The following is a 15108-nucleotide window of genomic DNA, read 5'->3' as shown; positions in this document are numbered from 1 at the left end:
CTGCAGACCTTGCTGGATGAAACGATCCAAAGTGAAAGAAAGCTGGCGATCCTTGAGGAAGAGTATGGCATCGTCATGGACGATGAAACAAGAAAGGAGATCAGAGAGATGTGCAACTTAGGTGATTATGTGGAAAACAAAGGAATGGCAAAAGGAATAACAAAAGGTATCGAGGAAACAACGGCAGAATTTGCAGCTTTTATTCAGAATATGATGAATCAGCATCATTTCACTGCAGAAGAAGTATTTGATATGATGCAGATTCCAGAGGAAACGAGAAACCGTTATCGTCAATATTTAAAAGATCCTTCATAATAATTTTCTTTAAAATTGTATTTTTCAGAATAAGATTCCTAAAAACTTTTGTTTTAGGAATCTTATTTTTTTTAATGCACTTGCAAGCAATAGAAACTGTTATATCTTTGTGCTATGATATGAATGTTTGTTTTTTATGTATAGGAGATGTTTTGATGAAAGAAATCATTAAATTTGAATGCCTCTATAAATTATTTTGTACAGCATTGGTTCTTCCCCTGCTTTCTTTACTAACAGGGTGGTTCATGAAATATGTCATACAAGATTCAATTGTCTATAACTTTGACATATTTTTCCGCTTGCTTACGATTCCCGGTATGATCTTTATCCTCATCTATGCTTTTATTTTCTTGAGCCTAGTCTATCTGGAATATGTATCTATTTATAAAATGGCCTATCTCTGTCAGCATCAGCAGCCTTTCAATTGGAGATCCATCTTTTATTCCGGCTTTCATGAATTAAAAGCATTTAAGACACCTTCAGTTCTTTTCATTTTTATTTATTTTATCCTCTTAAATCCCTTGTGGCATCTCGGCTTTGTTTCTTCTATGATCCCAAGAGTATCAATTCCTAATTTTATTACCAATGAAATTTTAAAAATGAATATGGGTTCTGTATTGGCATTAAGTTTATATCTGATTTTGTTCATTTTATATGCGTTTTTGATCTTTGTTCCTTTTTACATGATTTATTCACAGACATCATTTATTAAATCATGCAAGCTTTCTATCAGGACCATGCTTCATCAAAGAAAGATATGGTTCATCCTTATCGGTATTTTTATAGTTTATTACTTATTAGAAAATTATGTTTTTCCTCATTATTTTTTAAATGTATCTGATTTTAACTTTTATTTTTTAAGATACTTTGTACTTTCTTCTACATTTCGTATGCGTACATTCTTGTTTATCGGTTTTTCTGTCTTATGGACAGTGGTGGAAATTGGCTTTATTTTCTTTCAAATCAGATCTGTCAAAGATGTCGATGTCAATTGTACCTTTGAACAGACTTATAAATCTCACAAGATCGATGTGAAAACACGTATCAAACGTCATAAGCTTGCTGCTTCGATCATAAGTTGTTGTTCTTTAGGTGCTTTCATTCTCTTTTATTTTAATCAGGAGCCTTTATTACACCTGCCTTATGCCATTGGTCATCGCGGTGATATCTCTCAAGTAGAAAACAGCTTGGAGGGCATTTTAGCCGCTGATGCGAATGGGGCTGATTTTGCGGAAATCGACATTCAAATGACAAAAGATAAGATATTGGTCTTATGTCATGATACGAATTTAAAACGACTTACAGGAAAAGATATCAATCTTCAGGACTGTACATTAGAAGAATTAAAAGAATTAACAATTCAAGATCATTATGGCCACCAAGCAAAAATACCTACCTTAGAAGAAGCAATTCAAACCGCTAAAAATGCACCCAATCAGATTGGTCTTTTGATTGAATTCAAACCGTTAGAGGGTGATCGTGAAGAAACGATACGTCAAACGATCGAGCTTATTGAAAGATATGATTTTGCTGATAAAGCAATGTTTATGTCGATGGATGTCCAAAGTGTCGAAATGCTGGCAAAAGAAAGAGATGACTGGTGGATCGGATATTGTGCATTCGGTAATTTCGGACGTATTCAAATTCGTCTGAACGATCCTTTCATCCCTGATTTCATTGCCATTGAAGAAAGCGCCATCAACACCCAGTTATTAGAAGATGCCCGTAATAATGTCCTTCCTGTCTATGTATGGACGGTTGATGATATAGATGCTATCCAGGATTATCTGAATATGGGGATCAGCGGTATCATAGGAGATGCCAGTGATCAGGTGGCTTATGGCGTCCATCAATTCAAAGCACAGGTGAATACAGATGATGAGCACTATAAAACAACTTGTTTTGGCTTTCCTCAGCTGACAAAAGATGAATATGATTATGTGCAATGTGAAAGATGATTGCTATATCAGATCATAAAATTTTACATTTGGCTGTTCCTTTTCATGTTCACCGATCATTTTCTCCATCCAGATCATATCATACCAATGTCCGAATTTATAACCGCATTGATGAAAAGTACCTGCCTTCTTAAATCCCAGATGAGCATGAAATTGAGCACTGTTTTTAGTCAAATATTCATCATCAGCATTTGGATATCCGATACAGGCATAAAGATTCAGGATTCCCATATCATACAGCCGTTGTTCAAGCTCTTCATATAATTTTCTTCCCAGGCCGCATTTTTGAGCTGAAAATGCAAGATAAATCGTTGTTTCGCATGACCAGTCATATGCATCTCTTGCTTTAAATGGTCCGGCATATGCATATCCTTGAATTTTCCCATCTCTTTCAACAACTATATAAGGATAACGCTGCATGATATTTTTCATGCGCTGTTGAAACCGGGCAAGTGATGGAACGGCATATTCAAAAGTAATAGCAGTATGTTCCACATAATAAGCGTATATATCTAATATCTCTTTCGCATCTTCAAGCTTTGCAGTTCTGATGATCGTATCTTTCATAACCTTCTCCTTTCTTCTAAAAAGAGGCCCAGTCCTATTGACTGTCAGCCTCTATTTATTTAAACCAATGAGCTCTTCCTTCTTTAATTTGTCTTTCTTTAGGCGTTTTATTTGCATGACCTACCGCAAGTGCTCCAACAATGATCTTACCTTTAAGTGAAAGCTTGTCAAATAAAGGCTCAAACTTCGGATCATCTGTTACATCTTTCAACTGATTGATCCAACAGCTTCCAAGACCCAGTGCATGTGCGGCTAAATACATCTGCGCCATGGCACAACTGCCATCATAAGCCGCATATTTATTATCCGGATCACTATAAACGACAATAAGTGCCGGTGCATGATAAAAGAAATCTCTTCCCATAAGCTTTTCCAGCTGTGCCAAGACTTCTTCATCCGTAATAACGCAAAGCTGGATGCCCTGTGTATTCATTCCGCTAGGAGCTAATAATCCGCATTCAACGATTTCTTTTAGATCCTCTTCCTTTACTTTTTCTTCTGTATAGCTGCGACAGCTTCTTCTGCTTTTGATCATCTCAATCATAAATTCTTCACCTTCTTCACAAAACGATAAGCATCTCGGCACATATCCTCCAAATTTCTGACAGCTTCCCAGCCGAGTTCTTCTTTTGCCTTTGTCGCATCGGCATAGCAGGCCGCAATATCTCCCGGACGGCGCTCTGTAATCTGATACGGCACTTCTACATGGTTCACATCTGCAAATGTATGAATCAGCTCCAATACACTGGTACCCTTTCCTGTTCCGAGGTTATAAATGAGCACTCCTGTTTCATCTTTGATTTTCTCGATAGCCTTGATATGTCCCAAAGCCAGATCCACCACATGAATATAATCCCGGACACCTGTTCCGTCTTTCGTATCATAATCATTTCCGAATACATTCACCTGCGGCAATTCCTTGATCGCTACCTTCATGATATAAGGCATCAGATTATTAGGGATATCATTTGGATTTTCCCCGATCAGTCCTGATTCATGAGCACCAATAGGGTTAAAATATCTTAAAAGAACAACGCCCAGCTCTTTATCAGCATAAGCCAGATCTTCTAAAATACGTTCAATGAATAATTTGGTCGTTCCATAAGGATTTGTGGTTGACAGTGGAAAATCCTCTTTGATCGGCAGACTTGCCGGATCTCCGTAAACCGTTGCACTTGATGAAAAAACGATCTTATGACAACCAAACTCTTTCATCACTTTCATAAGGATCATCGTACTGTCCAGATTGTTTTGATAATACATCAAAGGCTTTGCGACACTTTCACCCACTGCCTTATAGCCCGCAAAATGAATGACAGCATCAATCTTATTTTCACGAAAGATCCTTCTCATCGCTGTTTCATCACAGCAATCTTCTTCATAAAATATGAAATCCTTATTTGTAATCTCTTTTATCTTTTCCAATACATCCTTCTGTGAATTATAAAAGTTATCTACGATGACAACCTCATAATCCTGGTTCAATAGTTCTACCACGGTATGCGAACCAATAAAACCGCAGCCTCCGGTCACTAATATTTTCATAAATTCCCTCACTTTATATTTTCATTTTAACACTTGCCTACTTTTCATTCAATATAAATCGTTTTGCTTTACTTTGTCCATAAATCAGTTATGATGTAAATATGAAATATCTCCAAAAAACATATCACATCCTCTATCCATTCGAATCTGAAACAAGATTCCGCAATCAGACTCCATTCATCCATATTCAAGCAGACCATCAGACATATCTTGTCCTTGCCGGACAAAAGATCAGCCTGCTACCCATGAACACAAAGCCTCTGCGTCCCCTTACCATTTTCTACGACTGGCAAAAGCCTGATGAAGCACAGCAGACAGCTTTTAATCAAGCCATCAAGAAAATAAAAGGTATAGATTTTAAACCTCTTTGTATTTATGAAAACCAATATCTATGCATAGGCTTTAAAAACCAGCAACCTGTATCTTTAGTCACTCTTGCCATTGCATTAAATACGAAAGGTTACTACGAAATCAAAAAAATCAACGATATAATAAAAGGTGAAGATTAATTCTCCACCTGTTTTTTCGGATCCTTTACAAAAGCCAGCAGCAATGCACCGATAACCAATGATGGGATCAATCCCAAGATACCATACTCTGCCTTACCTGTAACCGTCACAACGATCGTAATGATAAACGGTCCAAGAATTGCTGAGAACTTTGAAAAAATTTCAAAGAAGCCAAAGTATTCATTCGTATCTGCCTTATTTGGAATCAAAAGCGTATAATATGAACGTGATACTGCCTGAATGCCTCCTTGGAAGCAGCCTACCAAAAAGCCTAATGCCCAGATCAGATTCGTATTTTTAGAAATTTGTGAGCCTACCAGGACAACTACAAAATATCCGGCAATGGCCGCAAAAATCATCGGTTTGCCACCGAATTTATCCGTCAGCTTACCAAAAATGATTGCTCCCGGACAGGCAATGATATTGATGAAAATGACCACCATGAGCGATACGACATCGCTGACACCCATATCCGTAACTAAAGAAACTGCCATCGAAATAACCGTATTGACCGCATCAATATAGAAGAAATAAGCGATACAGAATATAAAGATATTTCTGTTTTTCTTGATATTTTTAAAAGAATCAATTAAACGCTGAAAGCTCTTAAGGACGAAATGATCTTCTTCCTCATGATAATGCAGCTGTTTAACATTCTTAATAAACGGACGTGAATGATATCCCCACCAGCATACGGCTGCCAGCATCGAGATCATGATTGCCATACGATAAGTCAGCGTAAATCCGCCTAACACCAGATCACCATTTGCATCTCCAAAAAAAGTAACTAATGCGAAAGGAATAATAAAGATACAGAATGGAATCGCACTTCCTATATATCCCCATGCATAACCGGCACTGCTCACCTTATGCATTCTCTCGTCAGTAGTAACATCGACTAAAAAAGCATCATAGAAAATATTGGCTGCCGTATAACCGATCATTGCGAAGACATAAATAACGACACAAGTACGATAATCAAAGATTGGCAATGCCAATAAAAAGCCACCGATGATACCTACCGTTAAAAAGAATTTAAAGAATTTCATCTTTTTATCTTTATAATCGGCAATCGTACCTAATACCGGAGAAAGAAAAGCTAAGATCAGTGCATAGATCGTATTTCCCCATCCTACCCAGATGCTTCCTTCGTTTTCAGGTGCGATGAAACCAATCAGAAGCGGAAATAAGACTGTCATCGTTGTCAATGTCTGGGCTGAATTAGCAACATCATAGAGAATCCAACTGCTCTCCTGTAAAGTAAACCCCATTTTTTTCAATAATTTTATAAACATATCTCTACCTCTATTCACATAATACTTTTTCATTTTAACATATTCATTTATTTTTAAACAGTATTCTTTTGCAAAGAATATGTAAAATCAATGGAAATAATGGGTTCAAAGCCCTCTTTATGATTGAATATCGTTCATCTTTGTGATAAGATTGCTTCTAGCAAAGGAGTGAGAAGATGAAGAATGCGTAATGAAAACATATTGTTGAATCATTGTTGAAATGTTTTTTTATTGCGCACTTTGTCATTCATACCAAAGGAGGTATGAAGATGCTCACTGTTAAAAATTTAAATATCACAAATCATTTAGGAAAACCATTACTTGACCATTTTGATATGGTTCTTAACGATAAAGAAAAAATGGCCATTATCGGAGAAGAAGGAAATGGCAAAAGTACGCTTATGAAAGCTTTATTGGGCATGGAACTTACTTATGTCAATGTTAGCGGAACGATCGACCGAAGTCATGAAAACATCGGTTACCTTTCTCAGACATTTGATCCGTCATGGAATCAAAGCACGCCCTATGAATATTGTTTAAAAGAAAATGTGAATGACAACATTGCGCCAGAAAAATATAATGAACTTCAGAGAATTAATGAGTTGTGCATAAAACTACATCTACCCAGTAATTTTGTAGAAAGAGAAACATTGATTCAGCATTTAAGCGGCGGTGAAAAAGTAAAGCTGCAATTATTAAAAATATTAATGGAACCTGTAACGATGCTTTTTTTAGATGAACCTACCAATGATTTAGATTTATCTACATTAGAATGGCTGGAAAATTTTATAAATGAATATGAGCACGGTATCTTGTTTATTTCTCATGATGAAACCTTGCTTGAAAGATGTGCCACGGATATACTTTTACTTGAACAGGTCAATAAGAAGACAAAGGTACGTCATTCTTTTTATCATGGTTCTTATACTTCTTTTCTTGAAACAAGACAAAGAACGATTTATAAAGAGGAGCAGCTTGCTCATAAAGAAAAACAGGAATATCTTGAAAAACAGCGTAAGCTTACTGATATCATGAACAGCGTACATCATTATCAAAATACGATTACTCGGCAGAATCCTGCAAAAGGCCGGCTTTTAAAGAAAAAGATGCATTCCCTGAAATCCATGGAAAAGCGTTATGAAAAAGAAGGTTATACAAAGCTGGATTCATTAGAAGAAGCCATTGATGTTTATTTTGATCCATTTGAATGGAATTCACAGAAAATTATCTGCGATTTGCATTATGATACGATTCAAACAGATGATCGAGTTTTGATACAAGATGTCAAATTATTTGTCAAAGGAAATAAAAAAGTCGTCATCATTGGTGACAATGGCTGTGGTAAGACAACTCTGCTGCGAAAAGTTTATGAGGATTTAAAAGACAGAAATGATTTGAAGATTGGCTATATGCCTCAAAACTACACTGAAAAGATGAATTTAAATGATTCACCCCTGTCTTTTTTAGCTCCTGAAAAAACCAGCGAACAAATCACCCAGGCCCGTACGATGCTGGGAAGGATGAAATTTACCCGTGATGAAATGGTTCAAATGATTGGAGAATGTAGCGAAGGACAAAAAGCAAAATTATTTATGATTCGTTTTATCATGGAAAAGTGTAATGTTCTTATCCTTGATGAGCCTACACGTAATCTGTCACCACTAAGTAATCCTGTTTTAAGAAGCATCTTAAATGACTTTGACGGGGCTATCATTTCTGTAAGTCATGATCGTAAGTATATTCATGAGGTATGCGATAAGATTTATCAGATAAAAAATGAAAGATTCATTTTGTCAGAAAAATAATGAGGAAAATAATTTTGGTGGCCGGATGTAACACCAGCTGTCAGCACTGCTATGTAAATGGGGGATATGAAAAGAGCATGTCCTTTGAAAATTATCAAAAATGTATTCAAATATTAAAACCAGTATTTGAAAAATTAAATAAGACATGTTCCTTTACTTTAGATAATGAGGTTTATAATCATCCACAAGCTTTAGAAATTCTGCAATTAACCCATCAGATGGTTCATGATTATTACTTTCATCATGGTTCCACAACAGGGATTGCCCTCATGAATCGAAAAGATAAAGATGATATTTTATCTTTATTGATCAAATATGATACCCCTTATGCCGGATTGACCTTTCATGGCGGCAAGAAGCATCATAATGAGATCGTTCATAATGAACAAGGGTTTGACACGTTAAAAGACACAGCCATTTATTTACATGAAAAAGGAATCAAAGTGTTCTTAAGCTTTATGATCAGTCAATATCTCATCAATGATCTTGCGGCTATTGATCAGCTGCTTCATGAAATACCTTATGATAGTTTTTACTTTGTAATCCCTAACTTTATGCCTACGACACGTATGATGAAGTATCAGAAAATACGTCTTACCTATGAAGATTATTCTATTTTGTTTGATTTCATGGATCAAAGGCATATTGATAGTGCTCAAATCAAGCAACAAGTCGCATCTTTTAACGAAAAGAATATACTGGCATCTTTAAATGAAGACTATTTAAAGAAGTTCTTTGCAAATGAACCAAAACAAGCCTTTTTCAAAGTTGATCAGCAACTGAACTTCTATTATGGCAATACCGGTGCTGTTTCACAACGTATCGGTAATCTCAAAGAAATGACTAGCGAAGAAATTCTCGATGCGATTCTACAAGCGAAACCTAACTATTATGACAGCAGTCTTATTCATTTAAGAAATTACTCTCATGATCAACTGTTTCACTTACCGCCTTCTGATAAAAATTATGTTTATCCGGACATCGCCAGTTGCCTTTATTATCTGATCTTAAAACAAAATCCTGTTATTGGAGAAAACCAATAACAGGATTTTTACTATAACCCCATTTCTTTTTTCATTTTTTCAAGCTCATCTTCAACACTTGCTGATGCACCTGAATATTTAGCTTCCAGATCTTCCACAGGATCTAGCTCTTCATTTAATTCAGCCATAGCGTTTGCTTGATCCAGCATACGATCTGCTTTTTCTTCCATTCTTTCAAAAGCTCTCATTGAACTGCTGGCAGCATCCATAGAACCTGTAACCTTATTGATCTTTTCCTGAGTTTTCGCAACAGCTACCTTTGCTTTCACATTAGCTCTGCGCTGTTCGAGAGTCTGAATATCTTTTGTCAGTTTATCATGCATTTCACGCATTTTATTCGCATTTGCATGAGCAACTTCATATGATTTCTGAATATCTGCACCATTTGTTACATATTCCTGTTTCTTTGTCAGAAGTACACGTGCATCATCTTCATTTCCGGCTGTCAATGCTTTCCTAGCCATTGCATCATATTTTTCAATCTGTTCATTATTTTCATCCAGCATACGTTTTGTACGCTTTTCTTCAGCCATGACACCGGCTGTTTCTTTCTTGACATCTGCCAATTCTTCTGTCAGCTGACGCATATATTCATCGATCATTTTTGCCGGATCTTCACATTTATCTAAAAGTGCGTTGATGTTAGCTGACATGATATCTTTAAATCTTGCAAGAATTCCCATAGTGTATAATCTCCTTTCACTCACCGTATTTTTCTTCCAGATCACTTGTATCTGTACCAAAAGTTTCCAAAGGCTTATCTAAGATTTCCTTTGTATATTCCTCTTTTTCTTTTTCTCTTTGATGTTTGCTTTTAATTATCTTGTAAATAATGAATACAATAAGAACTGCTCCTCCGGCTATCACCACGATTTTCATGACATCCCAGCCATTGGTAGGTCGGCTCATGATGGATTCCCCTGTATCTTTAAAAGTATCACCGATCATTTCTTCTATTGAAAGAGAAGTATCATAATAGTTTTTTTCGAAGTTTCCCCAAAGGATCGATATGGCTTCATTATCCATGATGCTGTCTGCCGCATAACCGCTGAGATAACGGAATTCGCCTTCCATTTCGTATTCTGAATCATTCAAGCACGAGAAATAGGCAAATATGAAATGCCCCTCATCTGTAAATCTTTCTTCATACAATGTTTCCAGATAATTATCTGCCGCTGTGGCATCAAATGAGCTTCCATTCCAATAGTCATCACTGTAATTGATCATGACTACATATGGCTGGATACCCGTATCTGCATAAAAATCTTCTAATCCATCAATCAAAACATTCCTGTTCCGGATCCATCCCAATTCATCTTCATACCAGTCCGTCTTATTAACAACCCCTACCAAAGGTTCTCTTTGAGTCGTATTATCTGGTACGTCAGATGAGGAATGGGCGATTCCGCCGAAAATCAAGCCTCCGAATAAAGACACAAATACGAATCCAAGGATGATAATCGCTAAAATAGCACCAAATACTGAACCACCGGAGCGATAATATCGAGGTCTTCGATATCGTGGTCCCCCTATAAATACTGTTCTTCCCGGTCTTGGCGGTGGCGGTGCTTGATGAAAGCTATGTGATGATCTTCCAAAAGAAGATCTTCCCGATGAAGAACGACTTCTGCTGAATCCTCCAGAAGAACGTCCGCCTCTGAATCCGCCTCCGCTGCGTGACCCGCCGCCACTGCTGCGGCCTCCACCACTTCTGCCCAAAACATCACCTCCATTTGATGAAACAATTATATCAAAAATAGATTTTAAATACCATTTGAAATGACAAAAGTGTTATTGTGTCATGATTGTCACAATGATTCTCATAAAGAATATAAAATCTTTTCCATACACCTATCAGCTTCCAGTTATCAAACAAAAAAAGGATCCGTTAAGATCCGTTATTCTTGTGGCTTTAAAGGCCCATAGAAATAAGAAGCTGTGGCACCACCATCAACCAAAAAATCTGCCCCGGTAATAAAAGCACCTTTCTCACTCATCAATAGCTCTGCCACATTCGCAACCTCATCGGCTGTTCCCGGACGTCCTGCCGGACATTTCGCAAACATATTTTTATAGAAATCTCCACGAGGTCCATTAAATTCATCAATAGCCAATGGTGTTACGATGATGCCCGGTGAAATTGAATTAAGACGGGCCCCTTTTTCACCCCATTTGACCGCTTCTGCCATGACACGTTTTTCATTGCATCGTTTTGCCATCTGATAGGCATGAAGCGTATCTTTGATATTTTCAGGCTTCAAGATTTCTAAATCAAGAAGTTCTTCTGTTGGTGTACAAGCAAGCCATTCATCTTCCTCTGCACTCAGCTGTGCCATGCGATGTCCGGATTGAGATGAAATCGTAATTCCGACACCACCTTCCGCAATCACTTTACCCACTTCTTCCAAAAGCACTGCTGTACCATACAGATCCACTTTTAAAATGGCTTCGATTGGTGCCTGACTCGGTGAAACACCGGCAGCATTCACAAGCATCGTAATCTCACCATACTTCTGTGCTTCCGTTATTATATGCTTGATCGATGATCTTGATGAAAGATCCATTTCTAAAGGAATTACATGAAATCCTGCCTCATTCATGATCTTCGCAACGGCTTCTGCATTTTCGATTTTTTTATCACCTACTACAATTGTTTTTCCATAACCCACGCGACGTGCAATCGCCATTCCGATCTGACCTGCACCTGTTAATATCATTACTTCTTTTCTCATACTTTTCTCCTTTTCTTACTTTCTAAGCCAATCTAATACTGCCTGATGACAATGATCTGCACTTGATCCATGAATCGCTAACCCTTTTTCTATGACAGCTCCTTTACATGTATCAGCAAGTTTTTGTGGAGTATTGCTTAAACCACTGCCCTCATGGGTACAAAACGGATAGATCTTCTTTCCATGCCAGTCAAAAGACTCTAAAAATGTATAAACTGCCATCGGCATATCTCCCCAATAATTTGGATAACCTATATAAATTTCATCATAAGCATCAAGATTACCAGGAAGATTCATAATTTGCGGTCTTGCTTTTTTACGCAAATCTTCCTTTACCTGTGCAATACAGGTATCATAATCTTTCGCATAAGGAATCTGCTGTTTGATTTCAAAAAGATCTGCACCTGTTTCATCAGCAATCACTTTCGCTACCTTCGCCGTATTGCCAACTTTGATATAGCGATATTCTCCACCAAAATAATTCTCATCTGCTCTTGAATAATAAACAACTAATTTAGACATATCATCATCTCCTATTTCTTTTCAAACTCTCTGGCAACATCCTCTAACAATTGGCGGATCGGTAAGTGTTGCGGACATGCCTGCTCACACTTTCCACATTTGATACAATCAGAAGCCTTTCCTTTGCCACCGGCTGTATGAACCATGTTGTAATAATAATCAGCATTCCAATCATGATGGATCTGTTTTGTATTCATAACCGCAAATAAATCAGGAATTGATATATTTTTCGGACATCCTGCAACACAATAGCGACATGAGGTACAAGAAATCAGATTCATCGAATGAAAAATGTCACATACCTGATCAATGGCCTCTCTCTCTTTTTCATTTAAAGGCTTAAAGTCTTTCATATGATGAATATTATCTTCCATCTGTTCCATATTGCTCATACCCGATAAAACCATCATGATTCCTTCAAAACCGGCGGCAAAGCGAAGGGCATAACTGGCATAAGATGCATTTCCTAACGCATCAAAGACCTGTTTTGCTTTATCAGGAAGATTGACAAGATTGCCACCTTTCACAGGTTCCATAACGATGACCGGTTTATTCATCTTTCGACATACTTCGTAACATTTTCTGCTTTCAACTGCCGGATCTTCATAATCAAGATAATTAAACTGAATCTGAACCACTTCAATTTGAGGATATTCTTTTAATATTTCCTCCAAAACTTCTGCCCGGTCATGAAAAGAAATACCAAAATGACGAATCTTTCCTTCATTTTTTAATTCCAAAGCTGTTTCATAAGCATGACATTTTTTAAAATAAGCAAACTTATCTTTACTTTGCGCATGCATCAGATAAAAATCAAAATAATCAACACCACAAGCCTCTAACTGACTTTGAAAGAAAGGCCGGATATCCTCCTGCTTCTTAAAAAAGAAATTCGTCAGTTTATTCGTAAGCACATAACTTTCTCGCGGATAACGGCTCGTCAGACAAGTCTTCAGGGCTGTTTCGCTTTTCCCATTTAAATAACCGTGAGCCGTATCAAAATAGTTAAAACCATTTCCAATAAATGCATCGACCATCCGACACATTTCATCAACATCGACTTCTTCATCCTTCATTGGCAATCGCATACAGCCAAAACCAAAGTTTTTCTTAATACGCTCCATCCCATTCACCTCCTAAACGTTTACCTGATTCATAAGCTTCTAAATAAGCAGGATGTTTATAAATATCACCTTTATCCCATGCGCCCATACCATAAATCACACCTGCTTCTTCCGCATGATCCAAACAATCAAGAAAACCTCTCAAAGACATCAAAGCAGCTTGGGCTGCCTCACGTTGCGGATCAGCGGCTGTTACGATAAAATAAAATTTTTTATCTTTGATTTCCCGATAATTCGAAAGACAGCGATCGATCAATATCTTTATCTGTGCTGAAAGCGAGTAAAAATAAATCGGCGTCGCCATAACGATCACATCTGCTTCGATCATCTTTCTAAGAATATCCGCCATATCATCTTTAATAGAACAGACATGATCTTTCATACAACCATAACAGGCATTACATGGCGAAAGCTTTTTCTTGCGCAAGTGGATATTGATGACCGAATGTCCGCTCTCCATCGCACCCTTTGCAAACTGATCACACAAAACATCAGAATTTCCATCCTTACGAGGACTTGAACGAATTACAACAACCTTCATCTCATCCCTCCATCCATCTATATTATAAAAATCTGACAAAACTCAATCAATTTGAAATAAAGTGCTTATCCATAAGTTTTTCTTATACGTTTTCACATATCATTCATATAAAAACCATAAATAAAAGATAGCCAAATCAACAGCTACCCTTTTATCAAAATTTACTTTTCAAGATTTCCGCAAATTCCTCTATATAATAACCCGAATTATCTTTTTTCCAAAATAAACAATATTTTCGCGTGATCTGGGAATTTCCTCGATGCAAAGGAATACGACATATCGAAGTAGTGAAATTCAATTTTTCACCACTTCCCTCTACCGGCATAAATCCCTGTCCGCCAATCACCATCAATCGTGCCTCTTCCAAATTCTCCGCATAGATAAACTCTCCCTGAAAACCAATCACGCTTTGATAATATTCTCTCTCTGTTTCTTGTTGCTCCTTTGAAGCAACCAAGATACAAGGAATATTCTTTAACTCCTGTGGAGTGATCGAAGAAAGCTGTGACATCGGATTTCTAGAGGTAATTTCAATATATTCATTATTCGTTGTCAGAATTAAATTGATATATTCATCCGAAAATGCCCTTCGTTGATCATTTAACACCAAATCAGCTTCACCATTTCTCAACATGTGGAAAAGATCTTCATGATTGCCATAGATAAGCTGAACTGATACAAGAGGATACTTTGTGGAAAACTCTTCTAAAGCCAAATGAAATTCATGTCCGCTATAACTACGCAAATAACCAATCTTCAATACAGCTTCATCACCACGGGCAATCTTCAACGATTCCTGACATAACTTTTCATAATCTGCCACTAAAACCAGACTCTTTTTATAAAAATGCTCACCGGCAGGAGTCAAAACAAAAGAACGATTCTTTCTTTCTAACAATTGAAAACCAAGCTCTCTTTCTAAAGACTGAATTTGTTGAGATATAGCTGATTGTGAGATATGACACTCCTGGGCAGCCTCTGAAAAACTGTGATGACGAACAACAGCCTGAAAATATTTAATTTGGCGAAGCACAAGATCACCTCCAGCAATTCAATTATAACACAATAAAGGCGAGTTACATACCCGCCCTTGCTCATTCAAATTCACCTTACAATATGTCTTCTTTCTTTAATATAACCAATCACAAACAT

15 protein-coding genes and 1 pseudogene are annotated in these 15108 nt (G+C 37.1%); 5 read left to right on the top strand and 11 right to left on the bottom strand.

All coding sequences use genetic code 11. From position 1 onward, the window contains the following. Nucleotides 1-315 (top strand): annotated as a pseudogene (locus Q0K35_RS09635) (hypothetical protein); the annotation flags it as partial. Nucleotides 316-470: 155 nt separating this feature from the next. After that, entirely contained in the window at nucleotides 471-2273 is a 1803-nt protein-coding gene (locus Q0K35_RS09630; protein ID WP_294562598.1) for a glycerophosphodiester phosphodiesterase family protein, read from the top strand. A gap of 3 nt (nucleotides 2274-2276) precedes the next feature. Here Q0K35_RS09630 and Q0K35_RS09625 read toward each other — a convergent pair whose 3' ends face one another. The 3 genes from Q0K35_RS09625 to galE are packed head-to-tail and all read right to left on the bottom strand — an operon-like array spanning nucleotide 2277 to nucleotide 4385. Next, nucleotides 2277-2840, bottom strand: a complete 564-nt coding sequence (locus tag Q0K35_RS09625) for a GNAT family N-acetyltransferase (protein ID WP_294562596.1) — start codon at nucleotides 2838-2840, stop codon at nucleotides 2277-2279. 55 nt (nucleotides 2841-2895) lie between these two features. Continuing rightward, nucleotides 2896-3384: a nitroreductase family protein gene (locus Q0K35_RS09620; protein ID WP_294562595.1), complete on the bottom strand. Its 489-nt coding sequence runs from the start codon at nucleotides 3382-3384 to the stop codon at nucleotides 2896-2898. Continuing rightward, nucleotides 3381-4385 (bottom strand): UDP-glucose 4-epimerase GalE, encoded by a 1005-nt coding sequence (galE, locus tag Q0K35_RS09615; protein WP_294562594.1) that lies wholly within the window; start codon nucleotides 4383-4385, stop codon nucleotides 3381-3383. Before galE ends, Q0K35_RS09620 begins: the two co-directional genes overlap by 4 nt. 101 nt (nucleotides 4386-4486) lie before the next feature. Here galE and Q0K35_RS09610 point away from each other — a divergent pair, with 101 nt between their 5' ends. Next, nucleotides 4487-4894, top strand: coding sequence for a hypothetical protein (locus Q0K35_RS09610; RefSeq protein ID WP_294562593.1), 408 nt, complete (start codon nucleotides 4487-4489; stop codon nucleotides 4892-4894). Here Q0K35_RS09610 and Q0K35_RS09605 read toward each other — a convergent pair. Further along, nucleotides 4891-6189: an MFS transporter gene (locus Q0K35_RS09605; protein ID WP_294562592.1), complete on the bottom strand. Its 1299-nt coding sequence runs from the start codon at nucleotides 6187-6189 to the stop codon at nucleotides 4891-4893. The two genes, Q0K35_RS09610 and Q0K35_RS09605, sit on opposite strands and share 4 nt — an antisense overlap. A gap of 269 nt (nucleotides 6190-6458) precedes the next feature. Between Q0K35_RS09605 and Q0K35_RS09600 the strand changes: the two genes are divergently transcribed. Further along, the gene (locus Q0K35_RS09600) at nucleotides 6459-7994 is read left to right on the top strand and encodes an ATP-binding cassette domain-containing protein (RefSeq protein ID WP_294562591.1); all 1536 of its coding nucleotides are present in this window, start codon (nucleotides 6459-6461) and stop codon (nucleotides 7992-7994) included. Continuing rightward, nucleotides 7994-9037: a radical SAM protein gene (locus tag Q0K35_RS09595; protein WP_294562590.1), complete on the top strand. Its 1044-nt coding sequence runs from the start codon at nucleotides 7994-7996 to the stop codon at nucleotides 9035-9037. The genes Q0K35_RS09600 and Q0K35_RS09595 overlap by 1 nt, the downstream gene beginning before the upstream one ends. A gap of 11 nt (nucleotides 9038-9048) precedes the next feature. Here the strand turns inward: Q0K35_RS09595 and Q0K35_RS09590 are convergent, their stop codons facing one another. The 7 genes from Q0K35_RS09590 to Q0K35_RS09560 all read right to left on the bottom strand — a co-directional run bounded on the left by Q0K35_RS09590 (nucleotide 9049) and on the right by Q0K35_RS09560 (nucleotide 14989). Next, nucleotides 9049-9720, bottom strand: a complete 672-nt coding sequence (locus Q0K35_RS09590; protein ID WP_294562589.1) for a PspA/IM30 family protein — start codon at nucleotides 9718-9720, stop codon at nucleotides 9049-9051. Between the two features lie 16 nt (nucleotides 9721-9736). Beyond that, nucleotides 9737-10756, bottom strand: coding sequence for a hypothetical protein (locus Q0K35_RS09585; protein ID WP_294562587.1), 1020 nt, complete (start codon nucleotides 10754-10756; stop codon nucleotides 9737-9739). Nucleotides 10757-10935: 179 nt separating this feature from the next. After that, a complete protein-coding gene (locus tag Q0K35_RS09580) occupies nucleotides 10936-11769 on the bottom strand; it encodes an SDR family oxidoreductase (RefSeq protein ID WP_294562586.1) in 834 nt (277 codons plus the stop codon). 15 nt (nucleotides 11770-11784) lie between these two features. Further along, on the bottom strand, nucleotides 11785-12291 hold the full coding sequence (locus tag Q0K35_RS09575; RefSeq protein WP_294562584.1) for a flavodoxin: 507 nt from the start codon (nucleotides 12289-12291) through the stop codon (nucleotides 11785-11787). A gap of 11 nt (nucleotides 12292-12302) precedes the next feature. After that, on the bottom strand, nucleotides 12303-13415 hold the full coding sequence (locus Q0K35_RS09570) for an aldo/keto reductase (RefSeq protein ID WP_294562583.1): 1113 nt from the start codon (nucleotides 13413-13415) through the stop codon (nucleotides 12303-12305). Then, complete coding sequence (locus Q0K35_RS09565) at nucleotides 13402-13956, bottom strand: flavodoxin family protein (protein WP_294562581.1); 555 nt, start codon at nucleotides 13954-13956, stop codon at nucleotides 13402-13404. Before Q0K35_RS09565 ends, Q0K35_RS09570 begins: the two co-directional genes overlap by 14 nt. 154 nt (nucleotides 13957-14110) lie before the next feature. Next, the gene (locus tag Q0K35_RS09560) at nucleotides 14111-14989 is read right to left on the bottom strand and encodes a LysR family transcriptional regulator (RefSeq protein ID WP_294562580.1); all 879 of its coding nucleotides are present in this window, start codon (nucleotides 14987-14989) and stop codon (nucleotides 14111-14113) included. Nucleotides 14990-15108: the final 119 nt, after the last annotated feature.

It is taken from the genome of uncultured Traorella sp. (assembly GCF_944327115.1).
GTDB lineage: Bacteria > Bacillota_I > Bacilli_A > Erysipelotrichales > Erysipelotrichaceae > Traorella.
The sequence above is the reverse complement of the archived record's forward strand: the minus strand, read 5'-3'. Positions and strand labels throughout refer to the sequence as shown.

Coding starts and splice junctions, on each gene's coding strand:
- Q0K35_RS09625 (WP_294562596.1), bottom strand. CDS start 2,840: ATGAAAGATACGATCATCAGAACTGCAAAGCTTGAAGATGCGAAAGAG.
- Q0K35_RS09630 (WP_294562598.1), top strand. CDS start 471: ATGAAAGAAATCATTAAATTTGAATGCCTCTATAAATTATTTTGTACA.
- Q0K35_RS09605 (WP_294562592.1), bottom strand. CDS start 6,189: ATGTTTATAAAATTATTGAAAAAAATGGGGTTTACTTTACAGGAGAGC.
- Q0K35_RS09565 (WP_294562581.1), bottom strand. CDS start 13,956: ATGAAGGTTGTTGTAATTCGTTCAAGTCCTCGTAAGGATGGAAATTCT.
- Q0K35_RS09595 (WP_294562590.1), top strand. CDS start 7,994: ATGAGGAAAATAATTTTGGTGGCCGGATGTAACACCAGCTGTCAGCAC.
- Q0K35_RS09570 (WP_294562583.1), bottom strand. CDS start 13,415: ATGGAGCGTATTAAGAAAAACTTTGGTTTTGGCTGTATGCGATTGCCA.
- galE (WP_294562594.1), bottom strand. CDS start 4,385: ATGAAAATATTAGTGACCGGAGGCTGCGGTTTTATTGGTTCGCATACC.
- Q0K35_RS09575 (WP_294562584.1), bottom strand. CDS start 12,291: ATGTCTAAATTAGTTGTTTATTATTCAAGAGCAGATGAGAATTATTTT.
- Q0K35_RS09600 (WP_294562591.1), top strand. CDS start 6,459: ATGCTCACTGTTAAAAATTTAAATATCACAAATCATTTAGGAAAACCA.
- Q0K35_RS09590 (WP_294562589.1), bottom strand. CDS start 9,720: ATGGGAATTCTTGCAAGATTTAAAGATATCATGTCAGCTAACATCAAC.
- Q0K35_RS09620 (WP_294562595.1), bottom strand. CDS start 3,384: ATGATTGAGATGATCAAAAGCAGAAGAAGCTGTCGCAGCTATACAGAA.
- Q0K35_RS09610 (WP_294562593.1), top strand. CDS start 4,487: ATGAAATATCTCCAAAAAACATATCACATCCTCTATCCATTCGAATCT.
- Q0K35_RS09580 (WP_294562586.1), bottom strand. CDS start 11,769: ATGAGAAAAGAAGTAATGATATTAACAGGTGCAGGTCAGATCGGAATG.